Genomic DNA, 22009 nt, shown 5'->3' with positions numbered 1-22009 from the left:
GATTGACGCGACCGTCAAAAACTGGCTTCCACGGTGGATGAGCGAACGGAGCAACATGGTCGGGGATCTCGCCCCGGTCGTCGGCTACCATCTGCGCCGTGCGTCGGGGGTGTTCGCCGCCGACTTTGCCGCCGCGATGGAAGGCACCGGCATGCGACAGGTGCTGATCGGCATTCTCGCGGTGGTATCGGGCAGTCCGGGCATAAATCAGGGCGCGGTCGGCCGGGTCCTGGGGATCAAGCGCGCGAACATGGTGTCGCTCATTAACGAACTCGTCGATGCCGACCTGATCGAGCGCGTCGTAGATACCGCCGATCGCCGCGCCTTCGCGCTGACGGTGACACCGTCCGGGGCGACGCTGCTCGCGGCCTGCCTGCGCAAGATCGAGACGCACGAAGACCGCCTGCTGGCCGGCTTCACCGCAGCGGAAAAGAACATGCTGCTCGATTTTCTCGGGCGGATCGAAAGGCGCGGTGCCCCGCCCGCATAGGATGCGGCACTGGCGCGGTGGTCGTCGGGAAGCAGGCCCGCGCAATCGAGCGACCCGGCGATCAGCGGATCGTCTTCAGCGTCACCACGTCCATGCGCGCCCGCTTCTATCCGGCGAGGATCAGCGCATCGAGCGCGACCACGCCCCCGCCCTTCGGATAGACCACCACCGGATTGAGATCGACCTCGCGGATCGCCGGCGTGCCGGCGAGCACGCGGCCCAGTTTCGCGATCAGGTCCGCCACCGCATCGACATCGAGCACGGGAGAACCACGATATCCGTCGAGCAGCGCCGCCTGCTTCAGCGCGCGCAGTTCGGCGACGATCGCATCATGGGTCAGGTCGATCGGCAACAGCCGCACGTCGTGGAGCAGTTCGGCGGTGACGCCGCCGAAACCGACCAGGATCACCGGCCCCCAGTCGGGATCATTGCGAGCGCCGACGATCAGCTCGACGCCGCGCCCTCCCATCGCCTCGACCTGCGCGCCGTCGAGCGTGATCGCGGCGTCATAGCCGGCGACGTTGCCGTACAGCTGCGCCCACGCCGCCTCCAGCGCCGTATCGTCGGCTATATTCAGGATGACCCCTCCCGCATCGCTCTTATGACTGAGCGCCGCCGCCTGTGCCTTGATCGCCACCGGATAGCCGACGTCGCTCGCGATCGCCTTCGCCTCGTCGATGGTTGCGGCGAACCCGCCTGGAGGAAACGGGATGCCCGGCGGCGCGAGCAGTTGCTTGGCGCGATACTCGGGGATCACCCCGGCGGGCAGATCAAGCGAGACCGGCGCGGCATCGGCACGACCGAAGTCGCGCTCGGCGCGGCGCAGCAGGTGGCGCAAGGCGCGGAACGCGCGGTCGGGCGACGGGAAATAGGTGACGCCGATCGCGCGCAGAGCGTCGATATATTCGGCTGGAACCGGCGCGCCATCGTCGAGCCCGGCGAAGATCACCGGCTTGTCCGGCTTCAACCCCGTGACCGCATCGATGATCGCGGGAAATTTGCGCGCGCTGGTCGCCGGGTCGGTCTGGATGATGCCGAAGACGAGCGCGGCGAACCGATCGTCGGCCAGCAGCGGGATCATCGTGCGGCGATAGAGGTCGGGATCGACCAGCGCCTGCGCGGTCAGGTCCATCGGGTTGGATACCGGGATGAAATCGGGGATCGCCGCATGCATCGCCGCCGCAGTCTCGCCCGCCATCTCCGGCAGATCGAGACCGATCGTCTCGGCAAGGTCGAGCGTCAGCGCCTTGAATGCGCCGCTTTCGGTCAGCACCGCCGTTCCGCCGGCGCGGAGCGCCTTGCTCCGCACCGCGAGTTCGACGACATCGCCCAGCGCTTCCAGGCTGTCGACCAGTATGACGCCGGCGCGCTCGACCTTGGCCTTCATCAACTGCCAGTCGCCGGCCATCGCGCCGGTATGTGTCGCCGCGCTCTCGCGCGCTGCGCTCGAGGTGCCGGGATGGAGCAGCGCGATCGGCTTGCCGGCCGCCCGCGCCTTTTCCGCCAGTGCGAGGAAGCGCGCGGGTTTCCGGAACTGCTCCACGATCATCGCGATCGCTGGGGTGACGGGATCGTCGAGCAGATGCTCGACATAATCCTCGACGCCAGACGCGGCCTCGTTGCCGGTCGAGACCGAGACCGTGATGCCCAGCCCCTTGGCCATCAGCGTGGTGCCCAGCACCACCGCCATCGCGCCCGACTGGCTGACGATGGCGACGGCGGGCTTGCCCGCCAGATCCAGCACCGGCGCCTCCACGAAGGTCAGCGGCACACCGGCGGCATAGTTGACGAGACCCAGACAGTTCGGCCCCTCGACGACCATGCCGTGCTCGGCGGCGATCCGCGCAACCTCCGCCTGCGCGGCCAGGCCTTCCTCGCCGCCTTCCGCGAAGCCCGCGGAGAAAATGATCGCCGCGCCCACGCCGCGCGCCGCAAGCGCCTGCACCGCGCCCAGCACCGCGCCGCCGGGGATCGCCAGCACCGCCGCATCGACACCCCGCGGCAGATCGTCGATCGACTTCAGGCACGGCCGCCCGTCGATCTCGTCGCGCTTGGGGTTGATAAGGTGGATGTCGCCCGAATAGCCGTGGCGCTCCAGATTGCGCAGCACCGAATTGCCCAGCGCGCCGGGCGTCGGCGACGCGCCGACGATCACAACCGAGCGTGGGGTCAGCAGGCGGGAAAGATCGGGCATGGGAAAGCCTCATTGAGCGCCAGGCGCTTTATCCAGACCGTTCGCCCTGAGCTTGTCGAAGGGCTGCCCTTCTTCTTGCTCAAGGCTCGACGGCGCGAAGAAGGTCAGTGCTTCGACAGGCTCAGCACGAACGGGGGGAGCGATCCTCGCCAGTTGAGCACCGCTGCGGGCCTTACGCCTTCACGCGGTCCTTGTCGTAGGCGCCGAGCCCCGGCTTGTAGCTCTTCTCGTCGATGAACTGGCGGATGCCTTCCTTGCGGCCGGTGTTGTCGTAGCTGTTCGCCGCCTCCTGCGCGCGGACCAGATAGTCCTCGGCATCGTCGTAGCTCATCACGCCGACACGCTTCATCGCGTCCTTGGTCGCCTTCAGCGCGACCGGATTCTTGGCGAGCAAGACGTTCGCGACCTCGGTCACCCGGTCCTTGAGCTGCGCCAGCGGGAGCGCTTCGTTGACCAGGCCCCATTCGACCGCGGTCCTGCCATCGATGTTCTCGCCCATCATCGCGTGGTACATCGCCTTGCGGAACGGCATCAGTTCCTGCGCCACCTTGGTCGCGCCGCCGCCGGGCAGGATGCCCCAGTTGATCTCTGAAAGACCGAATTTCGCCTCTTCCGCCGCGAACGCCAGATCGCACGAGAACAGCGGGCCGTAGCCGCCGCCGAAGCACCATCCGTTGACCATCGCGATCGTCGGCTTCTGATACCAGCGCAGCCGGCGCCACCAGCCATAGCTTTCGCGCTGCGCCTTCCGCGTGCCCTTAAGGCCGTCCGCTTCCGTTTCCCGGAAATATTCCTTCAGGTCCATGCCTGCGGTCCACGCCGGCCCTTCGCCCGACAACACCAGCACGCCCACGTCGTCGCGATGCTCGAGCAGGTCGAGCACTTCCATCATGTCGCGGTTGAGCGTCGGGCTCATCGCGTTGCGCTTGTCCGGGCGGTTGAAGCGCACCCAGGCGATGCCGTTATCGACATCATAGGCGACGACGCCGTTGCTCGAAGTCTCGGTCATTTCTGCTTGGTCCTCATGTTCGCGCGCGCAGGCGCTCATTCGACGATGTAGACGTCCATCACGACGTGGTCGGGCATCCGGATGCCGCGGCCGACGAAAGTCTTGGTACGCAGCCACGCGTGCGGTCCGGGCGGCGGATCGAACACCGGGGTCGCGCGGAAATAATAGCTGCCGGGATCGACCTTCTCTCCGCGCGCCAGCTTCTCGGTCACCTCGGGGCTGGCGACGCGGACGCCGACATTATGGATGCCGATCACGGTGCCATCGGCCGCGCGCAGGAAGTATCGCGCCTCGACCTTCGCCAGTCCGCCGGGCAGGATCGCCTGCCAGTCGCCGCCTCCGGGCATCACCGTGCCGGTCAGGCGCGGACCGGCGATCGTCCCGCCGGTGATCGGGATGAAGCGCTTGCGCGCGCCGTCGATCTCGCCCTGTTCGACCGGCGGCGCGACGTCGATCCGCGCCGAAAAGGCGTAGGTCAGCGTCGGCGCGGGAGCCGACTGGCCGATCGCCGCCGGTCCGGCGGCGGCAACAGCCGCCGCCGCGACCGCAGGTTTAAGGATGCGGGGGATCGACGACATCGCGCTGGCCCTTCGATCAGATCGGATAATGGCCGGGCTGGGTCTCAATCGTGATCCAGCGCAATTCGGTGAACGCGTCGATGCCGGCCCTGCCGCCGAAACGGCCGTAGCCCGATGATTTGACCCCGCCGAACGGCATCTGCGCCTCGTCATGCACGGTGGGGCCGTTGACGTGGCAGATGCCGGACTTGATCCGCTTGGCGACGCTCAGCCCGCGCGCGGTGTCACGGGTGAAGACCGACGCCGACAGGCCGTATTCGGTGTCGTTGGCGAGCTCGATCGCATGCGCCTCGTCGCGCGCGCGGATCACGCCGACAACGGGGCCGAAGCTTTCGTCGCGGAACAGCTTCATCTCGGGCGTCACCTTGTCGATGACGTGCGCGGGCATCAGCACGCCATCGGCGTCGCCGCCGTTGACCTGCACCGCGCCGGCCCCCACCGCATCGGCGATCAACGACTTCACATGATCGACGGTCTTCGCATCAACGACCGCGCCCAGCGGGGCCTTGCCTTCGCGGGGATCGCCGACCGGCATCGTCCCGACCTTGGCCGCGAACTTCTCGACGAAGGCATCGGCGACGCTATCGACGACGATGATCCGCTCGGTCGACATACAGATCTGGCCCTGGTTCATGAACGCGCCGAACGCCGCGGCCTTCACCGCCTCATCCAGGTCGGCGTCCTCCAGCACGACCAGCGGCGCCTTGCCGCCGAGTTCGAGCAGCACCGGCTTCAGATGCTCCGCAGCGCGCTTCGCAATGATCTTGCCGACAGCCGTTGATCCGGTGAAGTTGATCCGGCGCACATGGGGATTGTCGATCAGCGCGCCGACAACCTCGCCGGCATCCTCAGGCGCGTTGGTGACGATCGACACCGCACCCTCGGGCAGCGCCTCGGCAAAGGCTTCGGCGATCAGGCTGTGGGTGCGCGGGCATTGTTCGCTCGCCTTCAGCACCACGGTGTTGCCGCAGGCGAGCGGCACCGCGACCGCGCGGACGCCCAGGATGATCGGCGCGTTCCACGGCGCGATGCCCAGCATCACGCCGACCGGCTCGCGCAGCGCCATCGCGATACAGCCCGGTTTGTCCGACGGTATCACCTCCCCGCTGATCTGCGTCGTCAACGCCGCCGCCTCGCGTACCATGCTCACCGCGAGCATCAGGTTGAAACGTGCCCAACCCTCGGTCGCGCCGATCTCGCCCATCATCGCATCGACGAACTGATCCGCTTTCGCCGCAAGCGCATCGGCCGCCTTGGTCAGCGCCGCACGGCGCGCGTTGGGGCCGAGTGCCGACCACGCCGGAAACGCGGCCGCCGCCGCGCCAGCCGCGGCGTTCGCCTCTTCCACGCCGGCGGCGGGCGCCGTGGTCGCAACCTCGCCGGTCACCGGGTTCAGGCGGGTGAAGGTCTTGCCGGCAGCCGGCGATGCGATCGTTACCATGGACGCCTCTTCCAAATATTGTTATATATTATAACCTAATTCGCGAAGCACAAGGGGGCAATCGTGGATCTCCGTCATCCGCCCCCGCACATCAGACGGCGGCGCCCTCCGCGGGCTTGCTCCAGCCACGCAACCCTAGCAGCACGCATGCGGCGACAAGCGACCCCAGCCCCATGAAGATCGCGACCGTCTGAAGGCCGTAGCCCGCGGCGAACAGGAACCCGGCCAGCGCCGGCGCCAGTGCCGATCCGCCACGCCCGACGCCGATCACGAACCCCGTCGCGGTCGCGCGCACGCCCGTCGGGAAACTCTGAGCGATCAGCGCGTAGAGCCCGACCACGCCGGCGTTGGTCGCAAAACCGGCCGCCGCCGCGACGACCGACAGCGCCGAAAGGCCGCTCTGTTCGCGCCCGAACACGATAACCAGCGCGGCCGACAGCAGCATCGCGGCTATCGTCAGCGCCAGCAGGCGGATGCGACCGGTCAGCAGGCCCAGGATCAGCGATCCGGTGGCGCCGCCGATGCTGGCCCACACCAGCACGCCGGCCGCCTGCGGCGGCGGGAAACCCATGTCGACGACGATCTTCGGAATCCACTTCAGGATGAAGTAGAAGGTCATGATGTGAGCCAGATAGGCGATCGTCAGCAGGACTGTCGCCCGCACGAGCAGGGGTGAGAACAACGCGGCGATCGGTGTCTTGTCGGGCTGCGCGTCCGCCGCCGGCAGTGCGTCGATCGGCGCATGCCCCATCCGCACCAGCGTCTTGTTGATCCGCTCCAACGCATCTGGCGGGCGCTTGTGCATCAGGAAGGCGATCGATTCGGGCGCGCGCCACAACACCAGCGGGACGAAGAACACGCTGCACATCGCGCCGAACACGAACACCGCGCGCCAGTCATAATGGGCAAGCAGCACCGCGGAGATCGACCCGCCGATGATGGTGCCTACGGGATAGCCCGCGGCCATCAACACCACCGCCAGCGAGCGATTGCGCGCGTTCGCGGCCTCCGCCACCGCCGCGTTGGTCGCGGCCAGCATGCCGCCGATGCCCAGCCCGGTCAGCACCCGCCAGGCGCACAGGATCATGATCCCGCTCGCGCTCGCCGCGCCCAGCATGCCCACTGTCATCAGGCCCAGGCAGCAGAGGATCGTGTTACGCCGGCCGATCCGGTCTGCGACGCCGCCCAGGAACAGCGACCCGATCGCCATGCCGACCAGTTCCATAGACAGCACGATGCCCAGCGCGGCGCGATCGATACCCCAATCGGCCGCGATGCCGGGCGAGGCGAAGCTGATCGACAGCACATCGAACCCGTCGAGCGCGTTGAGCCCGATCATCGTCGCGACGACGCCCCACTGGAAGCGCGACATCGGTGCCCGATCGAGCGTTGCGCGTGGATCCTCGGCCATGGTTCCTCCCCGATCGCCGGCATGCAGCGATTGTTATGCTGCACAGCAACTATCGCGTCGCGCCGACCCCGGCAAGCGCCGGGTACAAGGCCGGTTGCGCCGACCCCGCCCGCCGGACTAAGTGGTCCCAGAACTCGTAAGCAATACATACAACATGCCGGAGACAACCATGCCCAACCCGCCCTTTCGCGCCGACCATGTCGGCAGCTTCCTGCGACCCAAGGCGCTGATCGACGCCCGGGAGGCGCACCGCGCAGGGGCCATCGGCGCGGCCGAGCTCCGCGCCGTCGAGGATGAAGCGATCCGCGACGTCGTCGCGATGCAGGAAGGGCTGGGCCTAGAATCGATCACCGACGGCGAGTTCCGCCGCACCTATTTCCACACGGACTTCCTGCTCCAGCTCGACGGGGTCGATGAAGCGGGCGGCACGCAGGTGAAATTCCACCAGCATGGCGGCAAGGAACTGGAATATGCCCCGCCGGTGATGACGATCACCGGCAAGGTCGCGCACGCCCGCGATATCCAGCGTGCCGATTACGAATTCCTCGCATCCTGCACCACGCGCACGCCGAAAGTGACGATCCCGTCCCCGACCATGCTGCACTTCCGCGGCGGCCGCGACGCGATCGACGCGGATGCCTATCCCGATCTGGAAGATTTCTACGCCGACCTCGCGGCCGCTTATCGCGCGGAAATCGCCAGCCTGGCCGACGCAGGCTGCCGTTACCTCCAGCTCGACGACACCAACCTCGCCTATCTGTGCGACGACGCCCAGCGCGAGAACGCGCGCCGCCGCGGGATGGACACAGACGAACTGCCGCGCCTCTATGCGCGTATCATCAACGAATCGATCCGTGACCGGCCGGCGGACATGACGGTGTGCGTCCACCTGTGCCGCGGCAATTTCCGGTCATCCTGGGCGGCCGAAGGGGGCTATGAACCCGTCGCCGAGGTGCTGTTCAACGAACTGGCGATCGACGGATACTTCCTGGAATATGACGATCCGCGCTCTGGCGACTTCGCGCCGCTGCGGCACCTGCCCAAGGGCAAGACGGTGGTGCTCGGCCTCGTCACCACCAAACTCGGCGAGCTGGAAACCGCGGACGATATCAAGCGGCGGATCGACGAGGCGGCACAATATGCGCCGCTCGACCAGCTCGCGCTGTCCCCGCAGTGCGGTTTCTCCTCCACCGTCCACGGCAACGACATCGCGGTCGAGCAGCAGGCGGCGAAGATGCGGCTGGTGCTCGACGTCGCCCGGCAGGTCTGGGGCTAGCGCGCCTTCTCCAGCGTCACCGGCTGGAACTTGCCGAGGCCGCAGCCGGCGCCGCGTTGCAGGTCCGAACCCTGCAGCACGGTGATGATATCGATCGAACACAGCCGCGGGCTGGGCAGCGTATAGGTGAACCGCTGCTCGAAACCGAGCGACGGGCAGCCGTGCGGCAACGTGTTGCGATAGGTCCGGCCGTTCACCGTGAAGTCGATGACCTGATCGCTGCGCACCTGGCTGCGCATGCCGACGGTCGAGATGCAGTCGACCGGATCACCGGCCGGCGTTGCGGCCGGAACGTCGCGCGGGCCGGCGACGACGGGCGCTGCGGCGGCTGCGAGCAACAGCGCGAGCGGCAGGTTTTTCATGAGCGACTCTCCTTCACACCCCTGTCCTTCGGCGGGGCTGACTTGGGGCTGAACGCGCAGAGATCGGCGACGACGCACCGCCAGCATTCAGGCCGCCGCGCCTTGCAGGTATAGCGACCGTGCAGGATCAGCCAGTGGTGCGCATGGAGGCGGAAAGGCTGGGGAACGACGCGCTCCAGTCCCTTCTCGACCGCCAGCACCGTCTTGCCCCGGGCCAGACCGGTGCGGTTGGCGACGCGGAAGATGTGCGTATCGACGGCGAAGGTCTCATGGCCGAAGGCGGTGTTGAGCACCACGTTGGCGGTCTTGCGGCCCACGCCGGGCAGCGCCTCCAGCGCGTCGCGATCCTCCGGCACCTGCCCGTCATGCTCGGCGATCAGGCGTTCGCTCAGGCCGATGACGTTCTTCGCCTTGGTGTTGAACAGGCCGATCGTCTTGATGTGATCCTTCAGTCCGGCCTCGCCCAGCGCGACCATCCTGTCTGGCGTATCGACCTCGGCGAACAGCCGCCGGGTCGCCTTGTTGACCCCGGCATCGGTCGCCTGGGCCGACAGCGCGACCGCGACGAGCAGCGTATAGGGATTGGAATATTCGAGTTCGGTTTCGGGGTGCGGATTGTCCTCCGCCAGCCGCCGGAAGAATTCGGCGACGTCCCCCCGTTTCAAAGCCCCAGCACCTCGGACATCGCGTACCGGCCCGGCCGCTGCTTCGCCAGCCACAGCGCCGCGCGCACCGCACCGCGCGCGAATATCGCCCGGCTGTCGGCGCGGTGGACCAGTTCGATCCGCTCGCCCTCGCCTGCGAAGACGACGCTGTGGTCGCCGATCACCGATCCACCGCGCAAGGACGCGAAGCCGATCGTTCCCTCGCTGCGCGCGCCGGTCACGCCGACACGGTCGTATACGCTGAGCTCACCGAGCGGGCTGCCGCGCCCGTCCGCCGCCGCGCTGCCCAGCAGCAGCGCGGTGCCCGACGGCGCATCGACCTTGTGCCGGTGGTGCATCTCGGCGATCTCGATGTCCCAGTCGGCGTCGAGCCGTGCCGCCGCCTCGCGCACCAGCTGCGCCAGAAGGGTGACGCCGAGCGACGTGTTGCCGGTCTGGAGCACCGCGATCTCCGCCGCCGCCGCATCGATCATCGCGTGATGATCCTGCCCCAGGCCGGTGGTGCCGATCACGATCGGTGTGCCCGCCGCGCGCGCCGCGGCCAGATGCCCCTCGATCGCGGACGGCGCGGAGAAATCGACCAGCACGTCCGCCGCCTCCGCCAGCGCGGCAGGATCATCGCCCGAATCGGCGCCGCCCGCGTGCCGCGCGCCGGCCGGCGCCAGTTCAGCCAGGATCGCCTGCCCCATCCGGCCCAGGCTGCCGTAGATGCCGATCGCCGCCACGCACGCTCTCCCCATTCTCGCAAGCGCGCCTGTGGCAGAAAGCGCGGCCTGCGGTAAAGTGGGGCATGGACGACATCCGCAATATCGTAGTGCTGACCGGCGCGGGTATTTCCGCCGAGAGCGGGATCGCCACCTTTCGCGGCCCCGGCGGGCTGTGGGAGGGGCACCGCGTCGAGGATGTCTGCACGCCGCAGGCGCTGATGCGCGATCCGGAGCTTGTGCACCGTTTCTACGACCTGCGCCGCGCCGCGCTCGCCACGGTGGCGCCCAATGCAGCGCATGATGCGTTGGCACGGCTCGACGCGGCGTGGCCGGACGACCTGCTGATCGTCACGCAGAATGTCGACGACCTGCACGAGAGAGCGGGCGCACGCCGGCTGCTACACATGCACGGCGAGCTGAAGTCGGCGCTGTGCGCGGCGTGCGAGACGCGTACCGGGTGGAGCGACGGCCTGCCGCCCGGCGCCGCCTGTCCCGCGTGCGGCGCGCCCGCGCTGCGGCCCGATATCGTATTCTTCGGCGAGATGCCCTACGCGATGGACCGGATCGAGGCGGCGCTGGCCGCGTGCGACCTCTTCGTGTCGATCGGCACGTCGGGGGCGGTCTATCCGGCGGCCGGGTTCGTCCGCACCGCGAAATGGCACGGCGCAGCCACGCTGGAGCTCAATCTCGATCCGTCGGACGGCAGTTTCCATTTCGACGAAAGCCGAATGGGGCCTGCCGGAATGCTGGTGCCCGAATGGGTCGATAGCGTGCTGGCTAAGGCATGACGCAGCTGCTGATCTTCGGGCTGGGCTATACCGCGCTCCGCATCGCCGAGCGCGTGCGCGCGCGCGGCGGCGCGGTTATGGCGACCGGCAGCCGGGGCGATCTCGACTTCGCCGACGAGGCCGCCGTCCGCACGGCGATCGCGGTGGCCAGCCATGTGCTGTCGTCGGTGCCGCCCGACGCGGGCGATCCGGTGCTCGATCGCTACGGCGATGCGTTCGGTGGAAAGTGGCTCGGCTATCTCTCCTCGACGGGTGTCTATGGCGATGCCGGCGGCGCATGGGTCGATGAAGGCGCACCGATCATCGGGCGGCGGGCGAACCGCAACGCGGCCGACGCGCGGTGGCTGGCGCTGGGCGCGCGCGTGTTCCGCTTGCCGGGCATCTACGGCACCGGCCGCTCGGCGCTCGATCGGGTGGCGGAGGGCAAGGCGCATCGCACCGGGCTGGCGAACCAGGTGTTCAGCCGCGTACACGTCGATGACATCGCGTCGGGCGTCGTCGCAGCGTTCGAGGCACCGGCCGGGGCCTACAACCTCGCCGACGACGTGCCCGCCAGCCAGGATGACGTCGCGGCCTTCGCCGCCGCGCTGCTCGGCCTGCCGCCGCCGCCGGTCGTCACGCTGGAGCAGCTCAGCCCGCAGGCGCGCGCCTTCTACGGCGAGAACCGGCGCGTCGCGACGGGCAAGGCGAAGCGGGTGCTGAACTGGCGCCCGCGCTATCCCGATTACCGGTTCGGCCTGCGCGCCCTCAAGGCGACGACCAGCCCGACCATCGCCAGCGCCGCTCCGGCCCCGGCCAGCAGCGACCAGCGATAACCCTCGAACAGGGTCGAAAGCAGCATCGCGATCACTGGCACCAGCACGCCCGAATAGGCCGCCTTGGCCGGGCCGATGATCCGCAGCACCCCGAAATAGAGCGGGAAGGCGATCGCCGACGCTGCGATTCCCAGATACAATACACCTGCCCAATAGGCCGGGCTGGCCGGAAATACCGGCGGGCCGGTGGTGGCCCAGGCATAGGCCGCATCGATCGCCGCGCCGATCAGCATCGCGACGCCCAGTGTCCCGATCATCGGATAGCGTTTCGCGGTCGCGGTCCCCTGCAGGATATTGGCGCTCGACGCGGAGAGGATGCCGGCCAGCGTGAAACCCAGCCCCGTCATCAGCGCGGCCGTGCCGCCGGGGCTGGTGCGGACCTCGTGCAGGAACAGCAGCGCGACGCCGACGATAGCGATCCCCGATCCCACCAGTAGCTGCACGCCCATCCTCTGGCCGAGGAAAATACGCGCGAACACCGCGTTGGGCACCAGCAGCAGCGCGAACACCACCGCGACCAACCCCGAGGTGATGTAGCTTTCGGCGCGGTAGACAAAGTTGAAGTTGAGCACGAACTGCCCGACCGCGAGCGCCAGCGCGAAGGCCCAGCCGCGCGCGTCGAGCCTCACAAGCTCACCCCGCCACGCCGCCCAGGCGAGCATCGCGACGCCCGCCACGACGAAACGATAGGCGACCGACCAGCTCGGCGGCACCACGCCCAGCTGGCCGACGATCACCAGCCACGTCGATCCCCATATCACCGTGACGATACCGAACGGCACGAGAACCGCGAGGCGGGTCGACTGGGGGCGATCGGGGGCGGTCATGCCTCGCCCTTAGCGCGAGCAGCGAGCGGCGATACCCCGAAAGCTGCAGGCGAAGCGGCGGCGCGTCACAGCGCCCCGATCGCCGTCGCCAGCGGGGCGATCTCCGCCTCGGTCTGGTTCCAAGATACGACCAGCCGCGCCTCGTCGGCGCCCCAGTCGTAGAAGTCGAAGCCCAGCGCGCGCAGCGATGCCGCTTCCTGTGCAGAGACGCGCAGGAACACCTCGTTCGCCTCGACCGGAGACACCAGCCGGTCGCCCGCCGCTTGCGCCAGCAGCGCCGCTCCAGCGTTTGCCGCGCGGGCGTTGGCGAGCCACAGATCGCCCTCCAGCATCGCCAGCAGTTGCGCGGCGAGGAACCGGCCCTTGGAGAACAGCAGCCCCGCGCGCTTGCGGCGATAGAGGATCGGATCGGCGAGGTCGGGCCGGAAGAAGACAAGCGCCTCCGCCCCCATTCCGCCGTTCTTGACGAAACCGAACGACAGGGCATCGACGCCGGCGCGCCACGTCACTTCCGCGGGCGCGCGGCCCAGATGCGCGACGGCATTGGCGAAGCGGGCGCCGTCCATGTGCAGGCCCAGCCCGCGCGTACGGGCGAGATCGCCGATCGCGGCGACCTCCTCGGGCGAATAGGCGAGGCCATACTCCGTCGCATTCGTGATCGAGATCGCGTGCGGCTGGACCTGGTGCACGTCCTTGCGGATCGGATCGATCACCGCGGCTATCGCTTCCGGGGTCAGCTTCGCGCCCGGCCCCTCGCCGAGCAGCAGCTTGGCGCCATGCGTGTAGAATTCGGGCGCGCCCGCCTCGTCGACGTTGATATGCGCGTCACGGTGGCAGACGATGCCGCCGTGCGGCGGACACAGCACGGTCAGCGCCAGGCAATTGGCCGACGTCCCCGTCGGCACCCACAGCACGCGCACCGCAGTGCCGAACAGGTCGGAGAAGGCGCCGTCGAGGCGGCGGCTCCACGCGTCGCCGTCATAAGCGGTGTCGATCACGTTCGCGGCGGCAATCGCATCGAGCACCGCCGGATGGACCGGGGCGGCGTTGTCGGAGAAGAAGCGCATCACCGAGCCTTCGCGCCGCCGGACGCCGCGGTCAACGCCTCAAACGTAGTGGGGGTGGCGATCCTGGGGGAGCGCCTCGTAATGGACCAACGCGGGTTCCGCGCCGAGCTCGACAGGCTGCCCGTCGCGGAACGCCCACTCGCCACGATCGCAGTCGGCGGCGGTCACATAGCCGTTGATGTACAGCCGCCGCATATGCCCCTCGGTATTCCGGCCGGACGCATGGACCAGATAGGGGTTCCAAAAAGCGAGGTCGCCCGGCTCCAGTTCCAGGTCGACCACGTCGTCGGTGGTATAGCCGATCTTGCCCAGCGCCGCGTCGTCCATCGCGCGGCCCAGCACTTCGGCATCGACGTCGAGATCGACGTCGCCCAGCAGATGGCTGCCGGGGACGAAGCGCATGCAACCCGACGCACGCGTGTGGGGATCGATCGCCAGGCCGGTCTGGATATAACTGGTGCCCAGGTTGCGATAGACGTGGTCGGGCTTGCGGAAGCGCGAATCCTGGTGCCACGCGAAGTCGCCCGCGCCACCCGGCTCCTTCCAGTGGACCTGGTTGATGATCTGCTTCAGGTCGCCGCCGATCAGGGGGAAAAGCAGCGCGGCGAAGCGCGGATCGAGCCGTAGCGCGTTCATCACCGGCTGGTGATAGGACGGCCACTGCGCCATCCGCACCTTGGGAGCACCGTCCGCCCCCGTCGCGACATTGTAGAACAAATTGCCGTGCCGCCAGTTCGCGCCCAGCCCCACGCCCTCGTTCCACAGCTGGTCGATCGCGGCGGACGCCCGCGCGATCTCGGCAGGGGTGAAGAAGCGGCGGACGACGACATAACCGTCGCGGGCATAGCTCTCGGCAATCGAATCACGGGTCATGAGAACGGTTTCATAGCGGCAAATCGTGTCTATTGCGTGACCTGCCGCGTCAACGCCGCGGGGGCGTGCCGACCTCGTCTTCGGGTGGCGGGCGGCGTTCGTCGCGGCGGTCGGCAAGGGCGGGATCGCGGCGGCGGTCGGACGATCCCACAGCGATGCTGCCGTCACGGCCGAGCCGCACGTTGAGTCCCAGCCCCTCGATCTCCGCCTCGACGCCATCCGGCGTCACCGCATCGGCATCGTTGGCGATGCCCTCGATCAGGTTGCCGACCGGGTCTTCCTCCTCGACGACCGGCGCAGGCGGCGGCGGCACACCCAGCGCGTCGATCATGAAATCGCGCCAGATCCGCGCCGGGATGCCGCCGCCCTGCAGGCCGGGATTGGGACTGTTGTCGTCATTGCCGACCCACACACCCGCGACGAGCCCCTGGGCATAGCCGACGAACAGCGCGTCGCGATTGTCCTGCGTCGTCCCCGTCTTGCCGAAGCCGGTGATGGAGAGCGCCGCCGAGCGACCCGTGCCGCTGGCGATCGAGCGCGACAGCAGTTCGCGCATCCCCTCCAGCTCGCGGTCGCCGAACTGCGTCGATCGACCGCGCAGCCGCTCCAGCCAGGTCCCCTCCTGCTCGGCGGTCAGGCCGCGTGCGCGGACCGGGTATCCGCCCGCTGCGATCGCGGCATAGGCGGATGTCAGTTCCAGCAGGCTCATCGTCGAGGTGCCGAGCGCGATCGACGCCTCGTTCGCGATCGGCGTCGTCACGCCAAGGTCGCGCGCCGCGCGGATGACGTTGGCGACGCCGACGTCCTTCGTCAGCCGCGCGGCGGCGACGTTGGACGATTTGGCGAAGGCGCGCGCCAGGCTGATCTCGCCCGAATAGCGGCCGTCCGAATTCTTCGGGCTCCATTCGCCGATCGTCACCGGTTCGTCGAGCACGGTCGAATTGGCGTCCATCCCGCTGCGCAACGCGGCCAGATAGACGAACAGCTTGAAGGTCGATCCCGGCTGGCGGCGCGCCTGCGTCGCGCGGTTGAACGGCGATTCGCGATAGTTCTTGCCGCCGACCATCGCGACGACGGTGCCGTCGGGCCGCATCGCGACCAGCGCGACCTGCGCCTGGCGCAGCCCGGCCCGGCGCACCGCGCGTTCAGCGGCGCGCTGGAGCCTTGTGTCGAGCGTCGTGGTGACGGTGATCTCGTTCGAAATCTCGCCCGAACGGTCCCGCGCCTCGGGCAGCACCCAGTCGGCGAAATAGGTGCCGGTCGGCAATTCCTTGGTCCGTTCGACGTTCAGTCGCGCCGGGCCGGCGTCGGCGGCTTCAGCCTTCGTCAGGAACCCGGTATCGACCATCGCGCCGACCACCAGCTTCTGCCGCGCCCGCGCGCCCGACAGGTTGACGGTCGGCGCCAGCCGCGACGGTGCCTTGACGAGGCCGGCGAGCATCGCCGCCTGCGACACCGACAGTTCCTCCGCCCGCTTGCTGAAATAATGCCGCGCCGCCGCCGACAGGCCATAGACATTGTCGCCGAAATAGACGTTCGACAGGTAGCGGCTGAGGATCTCGTCCTTCGTCAGCCATGCTTCCAGCCAGAAGGATATCATCAGCTCGCGCGCCTTGCGGCCGAAGGTGCGGTCGGACGTCAGGAACGCGTTCTTCGCCAGCTGCTGGGTGATCGTCGATCCGCCCTCGCGCATGCCGCCGGCGCGGAAATTGTTCCACATCGCGCGGGTGATGCCGCGCGGGGAAATGCCCCAGTGGCTGTAGAACCGCCGGTCCTCGATCGCCATGAACGCCTGCGGGATGTGCTTCGGCAACCGGGCGACATCGACGGGGTCGCCGATCACCGCCCCGCGCCGCGCGATCGGCGTGCCGTCGGCGGCGAGCAAAGTGATGCTAGGCGGCGTCGGGGGCTTGAGCGAGCGGGAGAGCGGCGCGGTGACGGCAAGCCACAGGATCGCGACCACCAGCAGGACGATCAGCACGCCCAACACGCGCATGATCCAGCGCCCCCAACGCACCGGGCGTTTCGGCGGCGGCGGTTCGAAATGCAGCGGATCGGGCGTGGCGGGCGTCGGCGGCGCGCCCGCGGCCGTACCGCCACCCCCGAGGGAAAACAGGGAAGCCAGACGCATTATACGTGCTGTATTATCTGCTTAATACGGCTGCGGCAAGGGCCTCACGCCTCCAGCTCGATGTCCCAGTAGAGCCAGTCGCGCCACGTATCGTGCAGGTAATTGGGCGGGAAGGCGCGGCCATGTTCCTGCAACTGCCAGCTGGTCGGGCGGATCGGCTGGACGTGGAGCGGCATCGCCGCCTGTCGTGGGGTGCGCCCGCCCTTCTTCAGGTTGCACGGCGCGCAGGCGGTCGCGACATTCTCCCATGTCGTGCGCCCCCCGTGCGCGCGGGGGATGACGTGGTCGAAGGTCAGGTCGCTGCCGGTCCCGCAATATTGGCAGGCGAAGCGATCGCGCAGGAACAGGTTGAAGCGGGTGAAGGCCGGGAACTGCGACGGCTTCACATATTGCTTGAGCGCGATGACCGACGGCAGCTTGACCGCGAAATTGGGGCTGCGCACCTCGCGCTCGTAATGCGAGACGACATCGACGCGGTCGAGGAACAGCGCCTTGACCGCGGTCTGCCACGGCCACACCGACAGCGGATAATAGGAAAGCGGCGTATAGTCGGCGTTGAGCACCAGTGCCGGGCAACTGTCCGGATGCCGCATCAGATCGGGATGAAACATGCGTCTCCCTTCGCTCGCGTCGCGCCTCGCGCCATCGCCGCGAAGGATGACACGGGCATGACAGCATATGCCGCGACTCGCGGTCAAGCTTGGTGTTAACCTTTTCGCGATGAGCCGAATCGCCACCCGTTTCGCCCCCAGCCCGACCGGGCGGCTGCACCTGGGCCATGCCTGTTCCGCGATCCGCGCGCATGATTTCGCACGACGCGCAGGTGGCGGTTTCCTGCTGCGCATCGAGGATATCGACGGCACCCGCAGCCGCGAGGAGCATGTGGCTGGGATCATCGAGGATCTGGCATGGCTGGGGCTGGCCTGGGACGGGGCGGTGGCGCGCCAGTCGCAGCGGCTTGCGCTGTACGACGACGCGCTCGATCGGTTGCGCTCGGTGGGGCTGCTCTATCGCTGCGCCTGCACCCGCGCCGACATCGCCGCCAGCCTCTCCGCGCCGCACGGGCCGGAAGGCGCGCCTTACCCCGGCACTTGCCGTGTCCGTGACATCGACCCGGCACTGCCGCACTGCTGGCGGATCGACATGGCGAAGGCGGTGGCGATCGCCGGTCCGCTTGACTGGCACGACGCGACCGCCGGCATCGTCAACGCCGATCCGCTGTCGCACGGCGATGTCGTGCTGGCCCGCAAGGATGCACCGGCGAGCTATCACCTCGCGGTCACCGTCGACGACGCCGCGCAAGGGGTGACCGACGTGGTGCGCGGCGACGATCTGTTCGCCAGCACCCATGTCCACCGCCTGCTCCAGGCGCTGCTCGGCCTGCCGACGCCGCGCTACCACCACCACCCGCTGCTGACCGGGCCGGACGGCCGCCGGCTCGCCAAGCGCGACGGCGCGCCCACGCTCGCCGATCTGCGCGGGGACGGCGCGGACGGTGGTGCTGTGGCGGACGATCTGCGCGCGGGCCGTCTGCCTGTTGGTTTTGGGCGGCAAAGGGCGTAGACGGCGCGCATGCAAATGTTCCTCGCCATCCTGCTCATCGCGGCGATGATCGCCACGGTCGTCGCGCTGGTGCGCGGCGTCGTCACCTTCCTCAAGACGACCGAGGCCGAGCTGAAGGGCGAGGGGGGGCCGAGCGCGTCGGCGCTCAAATCGAACAAGATGATGCAGTTTCGCATCTTCTTCCAGGCGCTGGCGATCCTGATCGTGGTCGTCATCCTGTTCGCCGCGGGCCGCACCTGACCGCGCGCGCATGGTCAAGCTCAACAAGATCTACACCCGCACCGGCGATGGCGGCACGACCGGGCTGGTCGACGGCAGCCGTGTGTCGAAGGCAGATGCACGCATGGCCGCGATCGGCGACGTGGACGAGGCGAACTCGGCGATCGGCGTGGCGATCGGCGCGCTGGCGGCGGGCGCGATCCGCGACGAACTGGCGCGCATCCAGAACGACCTGTTCGATCTGGGCGCCGATCTGGCTACCCCGGCGGAGATAAGCGGAGCGCTTCGGGTGGTGCCGGGGCAGGTCACGCGGCTGGAGGCGGCGATCGATACGCTCAACGCCGATCTGGCGCCGCTGACCAGCTTCATCCTGCCCTCGGGCGATCCGGGCGCGGCGGCGCTGCACCTGGCCCGCGCGGTCACCCGGCGCGCGGAGCGCACCGCTGTCGCCGCTGCGGCGCAGGCCGATCTGTCGACCGACGCGCTCGCCTATCTCAACCGGCTGTCCGACTATCTCTTCGTCGCCGCGCGCCATGCGAACCAGCAGGCCGGCGGCGACGTGCTGTGGGTCCCCGGCGCCCAGCGATAGGCGCTATTTCCGCACCACCCGCGCACGCCACGTGGTGATGGTGTCGGTGTTGCCGCGACACTCGCCCATCTGGCTCTGTTCGACCAGGCGCAGGCGGGTGCCGTCCCACGCCAGTTCCTGCGCCACACCGCAATCGCCCAGACCCCGCCCCTTGGCGTAGCTGGTCACCCGCCCGTCGTCGAAATCGCCGTTGACGACCTGTGCCGGGGCGGTCGCGGCATCGCCTTCGGTGAAGCCGGTCGGCACGTCGACGGTCGCCGGCGTGACCGCGCCGTCCCTGAGGATGAACAGCGCCGACGACAGGTTATAGGCGCCCGTCGAACACGGCACGAAGACGAGCGTCGCGCCGTCGCCCAGCGCATGGCTCTCCGCCGCCTGCTCGCTGACGAAGCCGTCGGCATCGCAGCCAGCCGTCTTGCGCATCTCGGCGACCTGCGCCGCCGTCGGTTTGGCCGCATCCCCGCCGGGCTTCGGCGACGCGATGACCGGCAGCGCGGGCGCCTGCGGCACCGCATCGGCGGACTTCGTCCCCTTCGCCACCGCCGCCGTCACGCCGCCCGCGCGACCCTGCGCCGCGTCGATATAGCGGAGCGCCGCCGATGCCCCGGCCAGGCTGACGTTGCCCATCGCCGTGCCCGCCTTGTCGAGCGCGGCCAGCGCCTTGCCGTTGATCATCGCCGTGACGATCGCCGCCGCCTCCGCGCCCTGATAATCATCGCCACCGCGAGCGATCCGCTTGCCGTCGACGCTGACACCGTCGGGATCTGCGTCGTTGGCCGACAATTCGACCTTCCATCCGCCGTTCGGCCCGGCATCGCGCGCGACGCTCATCGTGACGACCGGGAAATCGCCCATCTCCGGCCCGAGCGAGGCCATCTTGCAGCCGCCGCCGTTGTCGCACCCCACCGTCCAGTCGCGGAAGGTCTTGAGCTCACCCGGTCTGGGCGGCCCGGCGGGCGCGGATAGCGCGACCGACGTCGCCTCCGGTGCGGGCACTACGGTCGTGTCGGCCGGCGCCGAGGCGTTGCCGCCCTCCGGCGAGCAGGCGGTGACGGCAAGGGCGAACAGGGCGATACGGGCGAACATGGCGTGGAGCCTAGCGCGGGTGGCGCGGCGCGCAACAGGCGCTATGGAAGCGCGCGAAGGGAGACGGACATGAAGACGGTTGGCGTGATCGGAGCGGGGCAGATGGGCGCGGGGATCGCACAGGTCTCGGCGGCGGCAGGCTACCGCGTGCTGTTGTCCGACGTCGATGCCGCCCGCGCGGAGGCCGGCAAGGCGGGCATCGCCAGGGCGCTTGGCCGGCTGGTCGAGAAGGAAAAGATCGACGCCGCCGCGCGCGACGCCACGCTCGCCAACATAGCGCCGATCGGGGATACGGCGGCGATGGCCGAGGCCGACCTGGTGATCGAGGCGGCGACCGAGCGCGAAGAGATCAAGCGCCGTATCTTCGAGAGCGTCGGCAAGGTGATGGGGCCGCAGGCGATCCTCGCCAGCAACACATCGTCGATCCCGATCACGCGCCTCGCGCAGGCGTCGCCCGATCCGGCGCGTTTCATGGGGGTGCATTTCTTCAACCCCGTGCCGATCATGGGCCTGATCGAACTGATCCGCGGCCTCGCCACCAGCGACGCGACGGTCGCGGCGGTAGAGGCCTATGGCAGGACGCTGGGCAAGGAGATCGTCCACGCCAACGACGCGCCGGGCTTCATCGTCAACCGGGTGCTGATGCCGATGCTGAACGAGGCGTGCTTCGCGCTGGGCGAGGGCGTGGCGACGATCCGCGACATCGACACGGCCGTGAAGCTGGGGCTCAACCACCCGATGGGCCCGCTGACGCTCGCCGACTTCATCGGACTCGACACCTGCCTGGAGATCACCCGCGTGTTGTTCGACGGGACCGGCGATCCCAAGTTCCGCCCCGCCCCACTGCTGGTCAAATATGTCGAGGCCGGCTGGTACGGTCGCAAGACGGGCCGCGGATTCTACGATTATTCGGGCACCGAACCCGTTCCCACGCGTTGAGCCGCCCACGATGACCCTCGACGACCGCCTGATCGACACCCCCGAGGGCAAGATGACCTTCGGCGAATGGAAGAAGAAGCACCCGGTGCAGGTGCCGTCGCGCCGTACCAGGGGGAAGGATCTGCCCAACAAGATACCGACCCGCACCGAAGGGTAAACGCGCGCAGGCCCTGTCCCGCGACGGAACAGGGCGAAATCCGCGGGTTCCCAAACCGGCCGTTAAGCCCGATCTGTCATGCTCGCACGACGGATTCGATCACAGGCGCGGGATAGCGGAATGACGCAGGCGGTACTTTGGGTAAAGCGGATCGGACTGACGCTGGGCTGCGCGGGCTGCTTCCTGGGCGCCGCGCACGTCGCCGATCGTCTGTCGGCCGAACCAGCCGCCCCGGCGAAGTCGACGGCGAAGAAGGCGGCTGCCGCCGCGCCCAGCGCTCCGAAGCCGGCACCCGCCACCGCGCCCGTCTCGACCCCGCCGGTCGAAAATCTTTCGGCCTACACCGTCAAGAGCGTGCTGCCGGTCAAGAAGCCCTATGTCCACGGCGACTGGTATTGGGACGACGCCGCCGCCCCGGCCGACAGGGGCGGCAGGATCATCGTGACGGTCGATCTGAAGGCGCAGGTACTGTCGGTGTTCCGCGACGGGCACGAGATCGGCACCGCCGTGATGATCTACGGCGCCGACACCAAGCCCACCCCGCTGGGCGTATTCAACGTGTCGTTCCGCAAGGCCAAGCACGTCTCCAGCATCTACGGCGCGCCGATGCCCTACACGCTGCGCCTGACCAACGACGGCGTCGCGATCCACGGCAGCGAGGCGATGCGCCCCGACGCCGCCACCCACGGCTGTGTCGGCGTGCCGATCGAGTTCGCCCGGAAACTGTTCGACGTGGTCAAGCTGGGCGACACGGTGATCGTCACCAATGGCGAGACGCTGGAGCAGGGCCAGGCGATCGCGGCGGTGAAGACGACGTGAGCC

Annotated in this window: 24 protein-coding genes; 10 read left to right on the top strand and 14 right to left on the bottom strand. The window is 68.6% G+C overall.

The window, feature by feature from the left end; translation table 11 throughout:
* Window positions 1-37: 37 nt before the first annotated feature.
* Window positions 38-490, top strand: a complete 453-nt coding sequence (locus VYI76_RS05985) for a MarR family winged helix-turn-helix transcriptional regulator (RefSeq protein ID WP_326523845.1) — start codon at window positions 38-40, stop codon at window positions 488-490.
* A 106-nt stretch (window positions 491-596) separates the two neighbouring features.
* On the opposite strand, the gene VYI76_RS05980 is transcribed toward VYI76_RS05985, so the two are convergent.
* From VYI76_RS05980 to VYI76_RS05960, 5 genes are all read right to left on the bottom strand, one after another.
* Window positions 597-2684, bottom strand: coding sequence for an acetate--CoA ligase family protein (locus tag VYI76_RS05980; protein ID WP_326523844.1), 2088 nt, complete (start codon window positions 2682-2684; stop codon window positions 597-599).
* Window positions 2685-2856: 172 nt separating this feature from the next.
* On the bottom strand, window positions 2857-3693 hold the full coding sequence (locus VYI76_RS05975; RefSeq protein WP_326523843.1) for a p-hydroxycinnamoyl CoA hydratase/lyase: 837 nt from the start codon (window positions 3691-3693) through the stop codon (window positions 2857-2859).
* Window positions 3694-3728: 35 nt separating this feature from the next.
* Window positions 3729-4271, bottom strand: a complete 543-nt coding sequence (locus VYI76_RS05970; RefSeq protein WP_326523842.1) for a DUF3237 domain-containing protein — start codon at window positions 4269-4271, stop codon at window positions 3729-3731.
* A gap of 16 nt (window positions 4272-4287) precedes the next feature.
* A complete protein-coding gene (locus VYI76_RS05965) occupies window positions 4288-5712 on the bottom strand; it encodes an aldehyde dehydrogenase (protein WP_326523841.1) in 1425 nt (474 codons plus the stop codon).
* A gap of 91 nt (window positions 5713-5803) precedes the next feature.
* The gene (locus tag VYI76_RS05960; RefSeq protein ID WP_326523840.1) at window positions 5804-7123 is read right to left on the bottom strand and encodes an MFS transporter; all 1320 of its coding nucleotides are present in this window, start codon (window positions 7121-7123) and stop codon (window positions 5804-5806) included.
* Window positions 7124-7277: 154 nt separating this feature from the next.
* On the opposite strand from VYI76_RS05960, the gene VYI76_RS05955 reads away from it, so the two are divergent.
* Complete coding sequence (locus VYI76_RS05955; RefSeq protein ID WP_326523839.1) at window positions 7278-8399, top strand: 5-methyltetrahydropteroyltriglutamate--homocysteine S-methyltransferase; 1122 nt, start codon at window positions 7278-7280, stop codon at window positions 8397-8399.
* Here VYI76_RS05955 and VYI76_RS05950 read toward each other — a convergent pair.
* From VYI76_RS05950 to dapB, 3 genes are read right to left on the bottom strand one after another with little or no spacing between them, the layout of a single operon-like run.
* On the bottom strand, window positions 8396-8761 hold the full coding sequence (locus VYI76_RS05950; RefSeq protein ID WP_326523838.1) for a hypothetical protein: 366 nt from the start codon (window positions 8759-8761) through the stop codon (window positions 8396-8398). The genes VYI76_RS05955 and VYI76_RS05950 overlap by 4 nt on opposite strands.
* Window positions 8758-9426, bottom strand: a complete 669-nt coding sequence (nth, locus tag VYI76_RS05945) for an endonuclease III (RefSeq protein ID WP_326523837.1) — start codon at window positions 9424-9426, stop codon at window positions 8758-8760. The genes VYI76_RS05950 and nth overlap by 4 nt, the downstream gene beginning before the upstream one ends.
* On the bottom strand, window positions 9423-10151 hold the full coding sequence (gene dapB / locus VYI76_RS05940; RefSeq protein WP_326523836.1) for a 4-hydroxy-tetrahydrodipicolinate reductase: 729 nt from the start codon (window positions 10149-10151) through the stop codon (window positions 9423-9425). The genes nth and dapB overlap by 4 nt, the downstream gene beginning before the upstream one ends.
* A gap of 65 nt (window positions 10152-10216) precedes the next feature.
* Between dapB and VYI76_RS05935 the strand changes: the two genes are divergently transcribed.
* Both VYI76_RS05935 and VYI76_RS05930 read left to right on the top strand, forming a co-directional pair.
* On the top strand, window positions 10217-10921 hold the full coding sequence (locus tag VYI76_RS05935) for an NAD-dependent deacylase (protein WP_326523835.1): 705 nt from the start codon (window positions 10217-10219) through the stop codon (window positions 10919-10921).
* Window positions 10918-11736, top strand: a complete 819-nt coding sequence (locus tag VYI76_RS05930; protein WP_326523834.1) for an NAD(P)-dependent oxidoreductase — start codon at window positions 10918-10920, stop codon at window positions 11734-11736. Before VYI76_RS05935 ends, VYI76_RS05930 begins: the two co-directional genes overlap by 4 nt.
* On the opposite strand, the gene VYI76_RS05925 is transcribed toward VYI76_RS05930, so the two are convergent.
* From VYI76_RS05925 to VYI76_RS05905, 5 genes are all read right to left on the bottom strand, one after another.
* Window positions 11646-12563 carry a DMT family transporter gene (locus VYI76_RS05925; RefSeq protein WP_326523833.1) on the bottom strand — a complete coding sequence of 306 codons (918 nt, stop codon included), beginning with the start codon at window positions 12561-12563 and terminating at the stop codon, window positions 11646-11648. The genes VYI76_RS05930 and VYI76_RS05925 overlap by 91 nt on opposite strands.
* Before the next feature lie 65 nt (window positions 12564-12628).
* Window positions 12629-13630 (bottom strand): threonine aldolase family protein, encoded by a 1002-nt coding sequence (locus tag VYI76_RS05920; protein ID WP_326523832.1) that lies wholly within the window; start codon window positions 13628-13630, stop codon window positions 12629-12631.
* A gap of 39 nt (window positions 13631-13669) precedes the next feature.
* The gene (locus VYI76_RS05915; RefSeq protein ID WP_326523831.1) at window positions 13670-14503 is read right to left on the bottom strand and encodes a phytanoyl-CoA dioxygenase family protein; all 834 of its coding nucleotides are present in this window, start codon (window positions 14501-14503) and stop codon (window positions 13670-13672) included.
* Window positions 14504-14552: 49 nt separating this feature from the next.
* Window positions 14553-16634: a transglycosylase domain-containing protein gene (locus VYI76_RS05910; protein ID WP_326523830.1), complete on the bottom strand. Its 2082-nt coding sequence runs from the start codon at window positions 16632-16634 to the stop codon at window positions 14553-14555.
* 44 nt (window positions 16635-16678) lie between these two features.
* Window positions 16679-17245 carry an HNH endonuclease gene (locus VYI76_RS05905; protein WP_326523829.1) on the bottom strand — a complete coding sequence of 189 codons (567 nt, stop codon included), beginning with the start codon at window positions 17243-17245 and terminating at the stop codon, window positions 16679-16681.
* A 109-nt stretch (window positions 17246-17354) separates the two neighbouring features.
* On the opposite strand from VYI76_RS05905, the gene gluQRS reads away from it, so the two are divergent.
* From gluQRS to VYI76_RS05890, 3 genes are read left to right on the top strand one after another with little or no spacing between them, the layout of a single operon-like run.
* Window positions 17355-18197, top strand: coding sequence for a tRNA glutamyl-Q(34) synthetase GluQRS (gene gluQRS, locus VYI76_RS05900; protein WP_326523828.1), 843 nt, complete (start codon window positions 17355-17357; stop codon window positions 18195-18197).
* A 9-nt stretch (window positions 18198-18206) separates the two neighbouring features.
* Window positions 18207-18437, top strand: coding sequence for a twin transmembrane helix small protein (locus VYI76_RS05895; protein WP_326523827.1), 231 nt, complete (start codon window positions 18207-18209; stop codon window positions 18435-18437).
* A gap of 10 nt (window positions 18438-18447) precedes the next feature.
* A complete protein-coding gene (locus VYI76_RS05890) occupies window positions 18448-19005 on the top strand; it encodes a cob(I)yrinic acid a,c-diamide adenosyltransferase (RefSeq protein WP_326523826.1) in 558 nt (185 codons plus the stop codon).
* 3 nt (window positions 19006-19008) lie between these two features.
* Here the strand turns inward: VYI76_RS05890 and VYI76_RS05885 are convergent, their stop codons facing one another.
* Entirely contained in the window at window positions 19009-20091 is a 1083-nt protein-coding gene (locus VYI76_RS05885) for a DUF1176 domain-containing protein (protein WP_326523825.1), read from the bottom strand.
* Window positions 20092-20160: 69 nt separating this feature from the next.
* On the opposite strand from VYI76_RS05885, the gene VYI76_RS05880 reads away from it, so the two are divergent.
* The 3 genes from VYI76_RS05880 (at window position 20161) to VYI76_RS05870 (ending at window position 22006) form a co-directional block, all read left to right on the top strand.
* Window positions 20161-21030, top strand: a complete 870-nt coding sequence (locus VYI76_RS05880; RefSeq protein ID WP_326523824.1) for a 3-hydroxybutyryl-CoA dehydrogenase — start codon at window positions 20161-20163, stop codon at window positions 21028-21030.
* 10 nt (window positions 21031-21040) lie between these two features.
* The gene (locus VYI76_RS05875; RefSeq protein WP_326523823.1) at window positions 21041-21187 is read left to right on the top strand and encodes a hypothetical protein; all 147 of its coding nucleotides are present in this window, start codon (window positions 21041-21043) and stop codon (window positions 21185-21187) included.
* 120 nt (window positions 21188-21307) lie between these two features.
* Window positions 21308-22006, top strand: a complete 699-nt coding sequence (locus VYI76_RS05870; RefSeq protein WP_326523822.1) for a L,D-transpeptidase family protein — start codon at window positions 21308-21310, stop codon at window positions 22004-22006.
* Window positions 22007-22009: the final 3 nt, after the last annotated feature.

Source organism: Sphingomonas sp., assembly GCF_035910975.1.
GTDB lineage: Bacteria > Pseudomonadota > Alphaproteobacteria > Sphingomonadales > Sphingomonadaceae > Sphingomonas.
Note: the sequence above shows the minus strand (reverse complement) of the source record. Positions and strands in the feature narration are given on the sequence as shown.

What these genes read in the sequence shown, in the direction of transcription:
- VYI76_RS05920 (WP_326523832.1), bottom strand. Translation starts at nt 13,630, where the DNA reads ATGCGCTTCTTCTCCGACAACGCCGCCCCGGTCCATCCGGCGGTGCTC.
- VYI76_RS05965 (WP_326523841.1), bottom strand. Translation starts at nt 5,712, where the DNA reads ATGGTAACGATCGCATCGCCGGCTGCCGGCAAGACCTTCACCCGCCTG.
- VYI76_RS05985 (WP_326523845.1), top strand. Translation starts at nt 38, where the DNA reads ATGAGCGAACGGAGCAACATGGTCGGGGATCTCGCCCCGGTCGTCGGC.
- VYI76_RS05980 (WP_326523844.1), bottom strand. Translation starts at nt 2,684, where the DNA reads ATGCCCGATCTTTCCCGCCTGCTGACCCCACGCTCGGTTGTGATCGTC.
- VYI76_RS05960 (WP_326523840.1), bottom strand. Translation starts at nt 7,123, where the DNA reads ATGGCCGAGGATCCACGCGCAACGCTCGATCGGGCACCGATGTCGCGC.
- VYI76_RS05950 (WP_326523838.1), bottom strand. Translation starts at nt 8,761, where the DNA reads ATGAAAAACCTGCCGCTCGCGCTGTTGCTCGCAGCCGCCGCAGCGCCC.
- VYI76_RS05880 (WP_326523824.1), top strand. Translation starts at nt 20,161, where the DNA reads ATGAAGACGGTTGGCGTGATCGGAGCGGGGCAGATGGGCGCGGGGATC.
- VYI76_RS05935 (WP_326523835.1), top strand. Translation starts at nt 10,217, where the DNA reads ATGGACGACATCCGCAATATCGTAGTGCTGACCGGCGCGGGTATTTCC.
- VYI76_RS05890 (WP_326523826.1), top strand. Translation starts at nt 18,448, where the DNA reads ATGGTCAAGCTCAACAAGATCTACACCCGCACCGGCGATGGCGGCACG.
- VYI76_RS05925 (WP_326523833.1), bottom strand. Translation starts at nt 12,563, where the DNA reads ATGACCGCCCCCGATCGCCCCCAGTCGACCCGCCTCGCGGTTCTCGTG.
- VYI76_RS05910 (WP_326523830.1), bottom strand. Translation starts at nt 16,634, where the DNA reads ATGCGTCTGGCTTCCCTGTTTTCCCTCGGGGGTGGCGGTACGGCCGCG.
- VYI76_RS05915 (WP_326523831.1), bottom strand. Translation starts at nt 14,503, where the DNA reads ATGACCCGTGATTCGATTGCCGAGAGCTATGCCCGCGACGGTTATGTC.
- VYI76_RS05930 (WP_326523834.1), top strand. Translation starts at nt 10,918, where the DNA reads ATGACGCAGCTGCTGATCTTCGGGCTGGGCTATACCGCGCTCCGCATC.
- gluQRS (WP_326523828.1), top strand. Translation starts at nt 17,355, where the DNA reads ATGAGCCGAATCGCCACCCGTTTCGCCCCCAGCCCGACCGGGCGGCTG.
- VYI76_RS05955 (WP_326523839.1), top strand. Translation starts at nt 7,278, where the DNA reads ATGCCGGAGACAACCATGCCCAACCCGCCCTTTCGCGCCGACCATGTC.
- VYI76_RS05905 (WP_326523829.1), bottom strand. Translation starts at nt 17,245, where the DNA reads ATGTTTCATCCCGATCTGATGCGGCATCCGGACAGTTGCCCGGCACTG.
- VYI76_RS05895 (WP_326523827.1), top strand. Translation starts at nt 18,207, where the DNA reads ATGCAAATGTTCCTCGCCATCCTGCTCATCGCGGCGATGATCGCCACG.
- VYI76_RS05975 (WP_326523843.1), bottom strand. Translation starts at nt 3,693, where the DNA reads ATGACCGAGACTTCGAGCAACGGCGTCGTCGCCTATGATGTCGATAAC.
- VYI76_RS05875 (WP_326523823.1), top strand. Translation starts at nt 21,041, where the DNA reads ATGACCCTCGACGACCGCCTGATCGACACCCCCGAGGGCAAGATGACC.
- VYI76_RS05870 (WP_326523822.1), top strand. Translation starts at nt 21,308, where the DNA reads ATGACGCAGGCGGTACTTTGGGTAAAGCGGATCGGACTGACGCTGGGC.
- VYI76_RS05970 (WP_326523842.1), bottom strand. Translation starts at nt 4,271, where the DNA reads ATGTCGTCGATCCCCCGCATCCTTAAACCTGCGGTCGCGGCGGCGGCT.
- VYI76_RS05885 (WP_326523825.1), bottom strand. Translation starts at nt 20,091, where the DNA reads ATGTTCGCCCGTATCGCCCTGTTCGCCCTTGCCGTCACCGCCTGCTCG.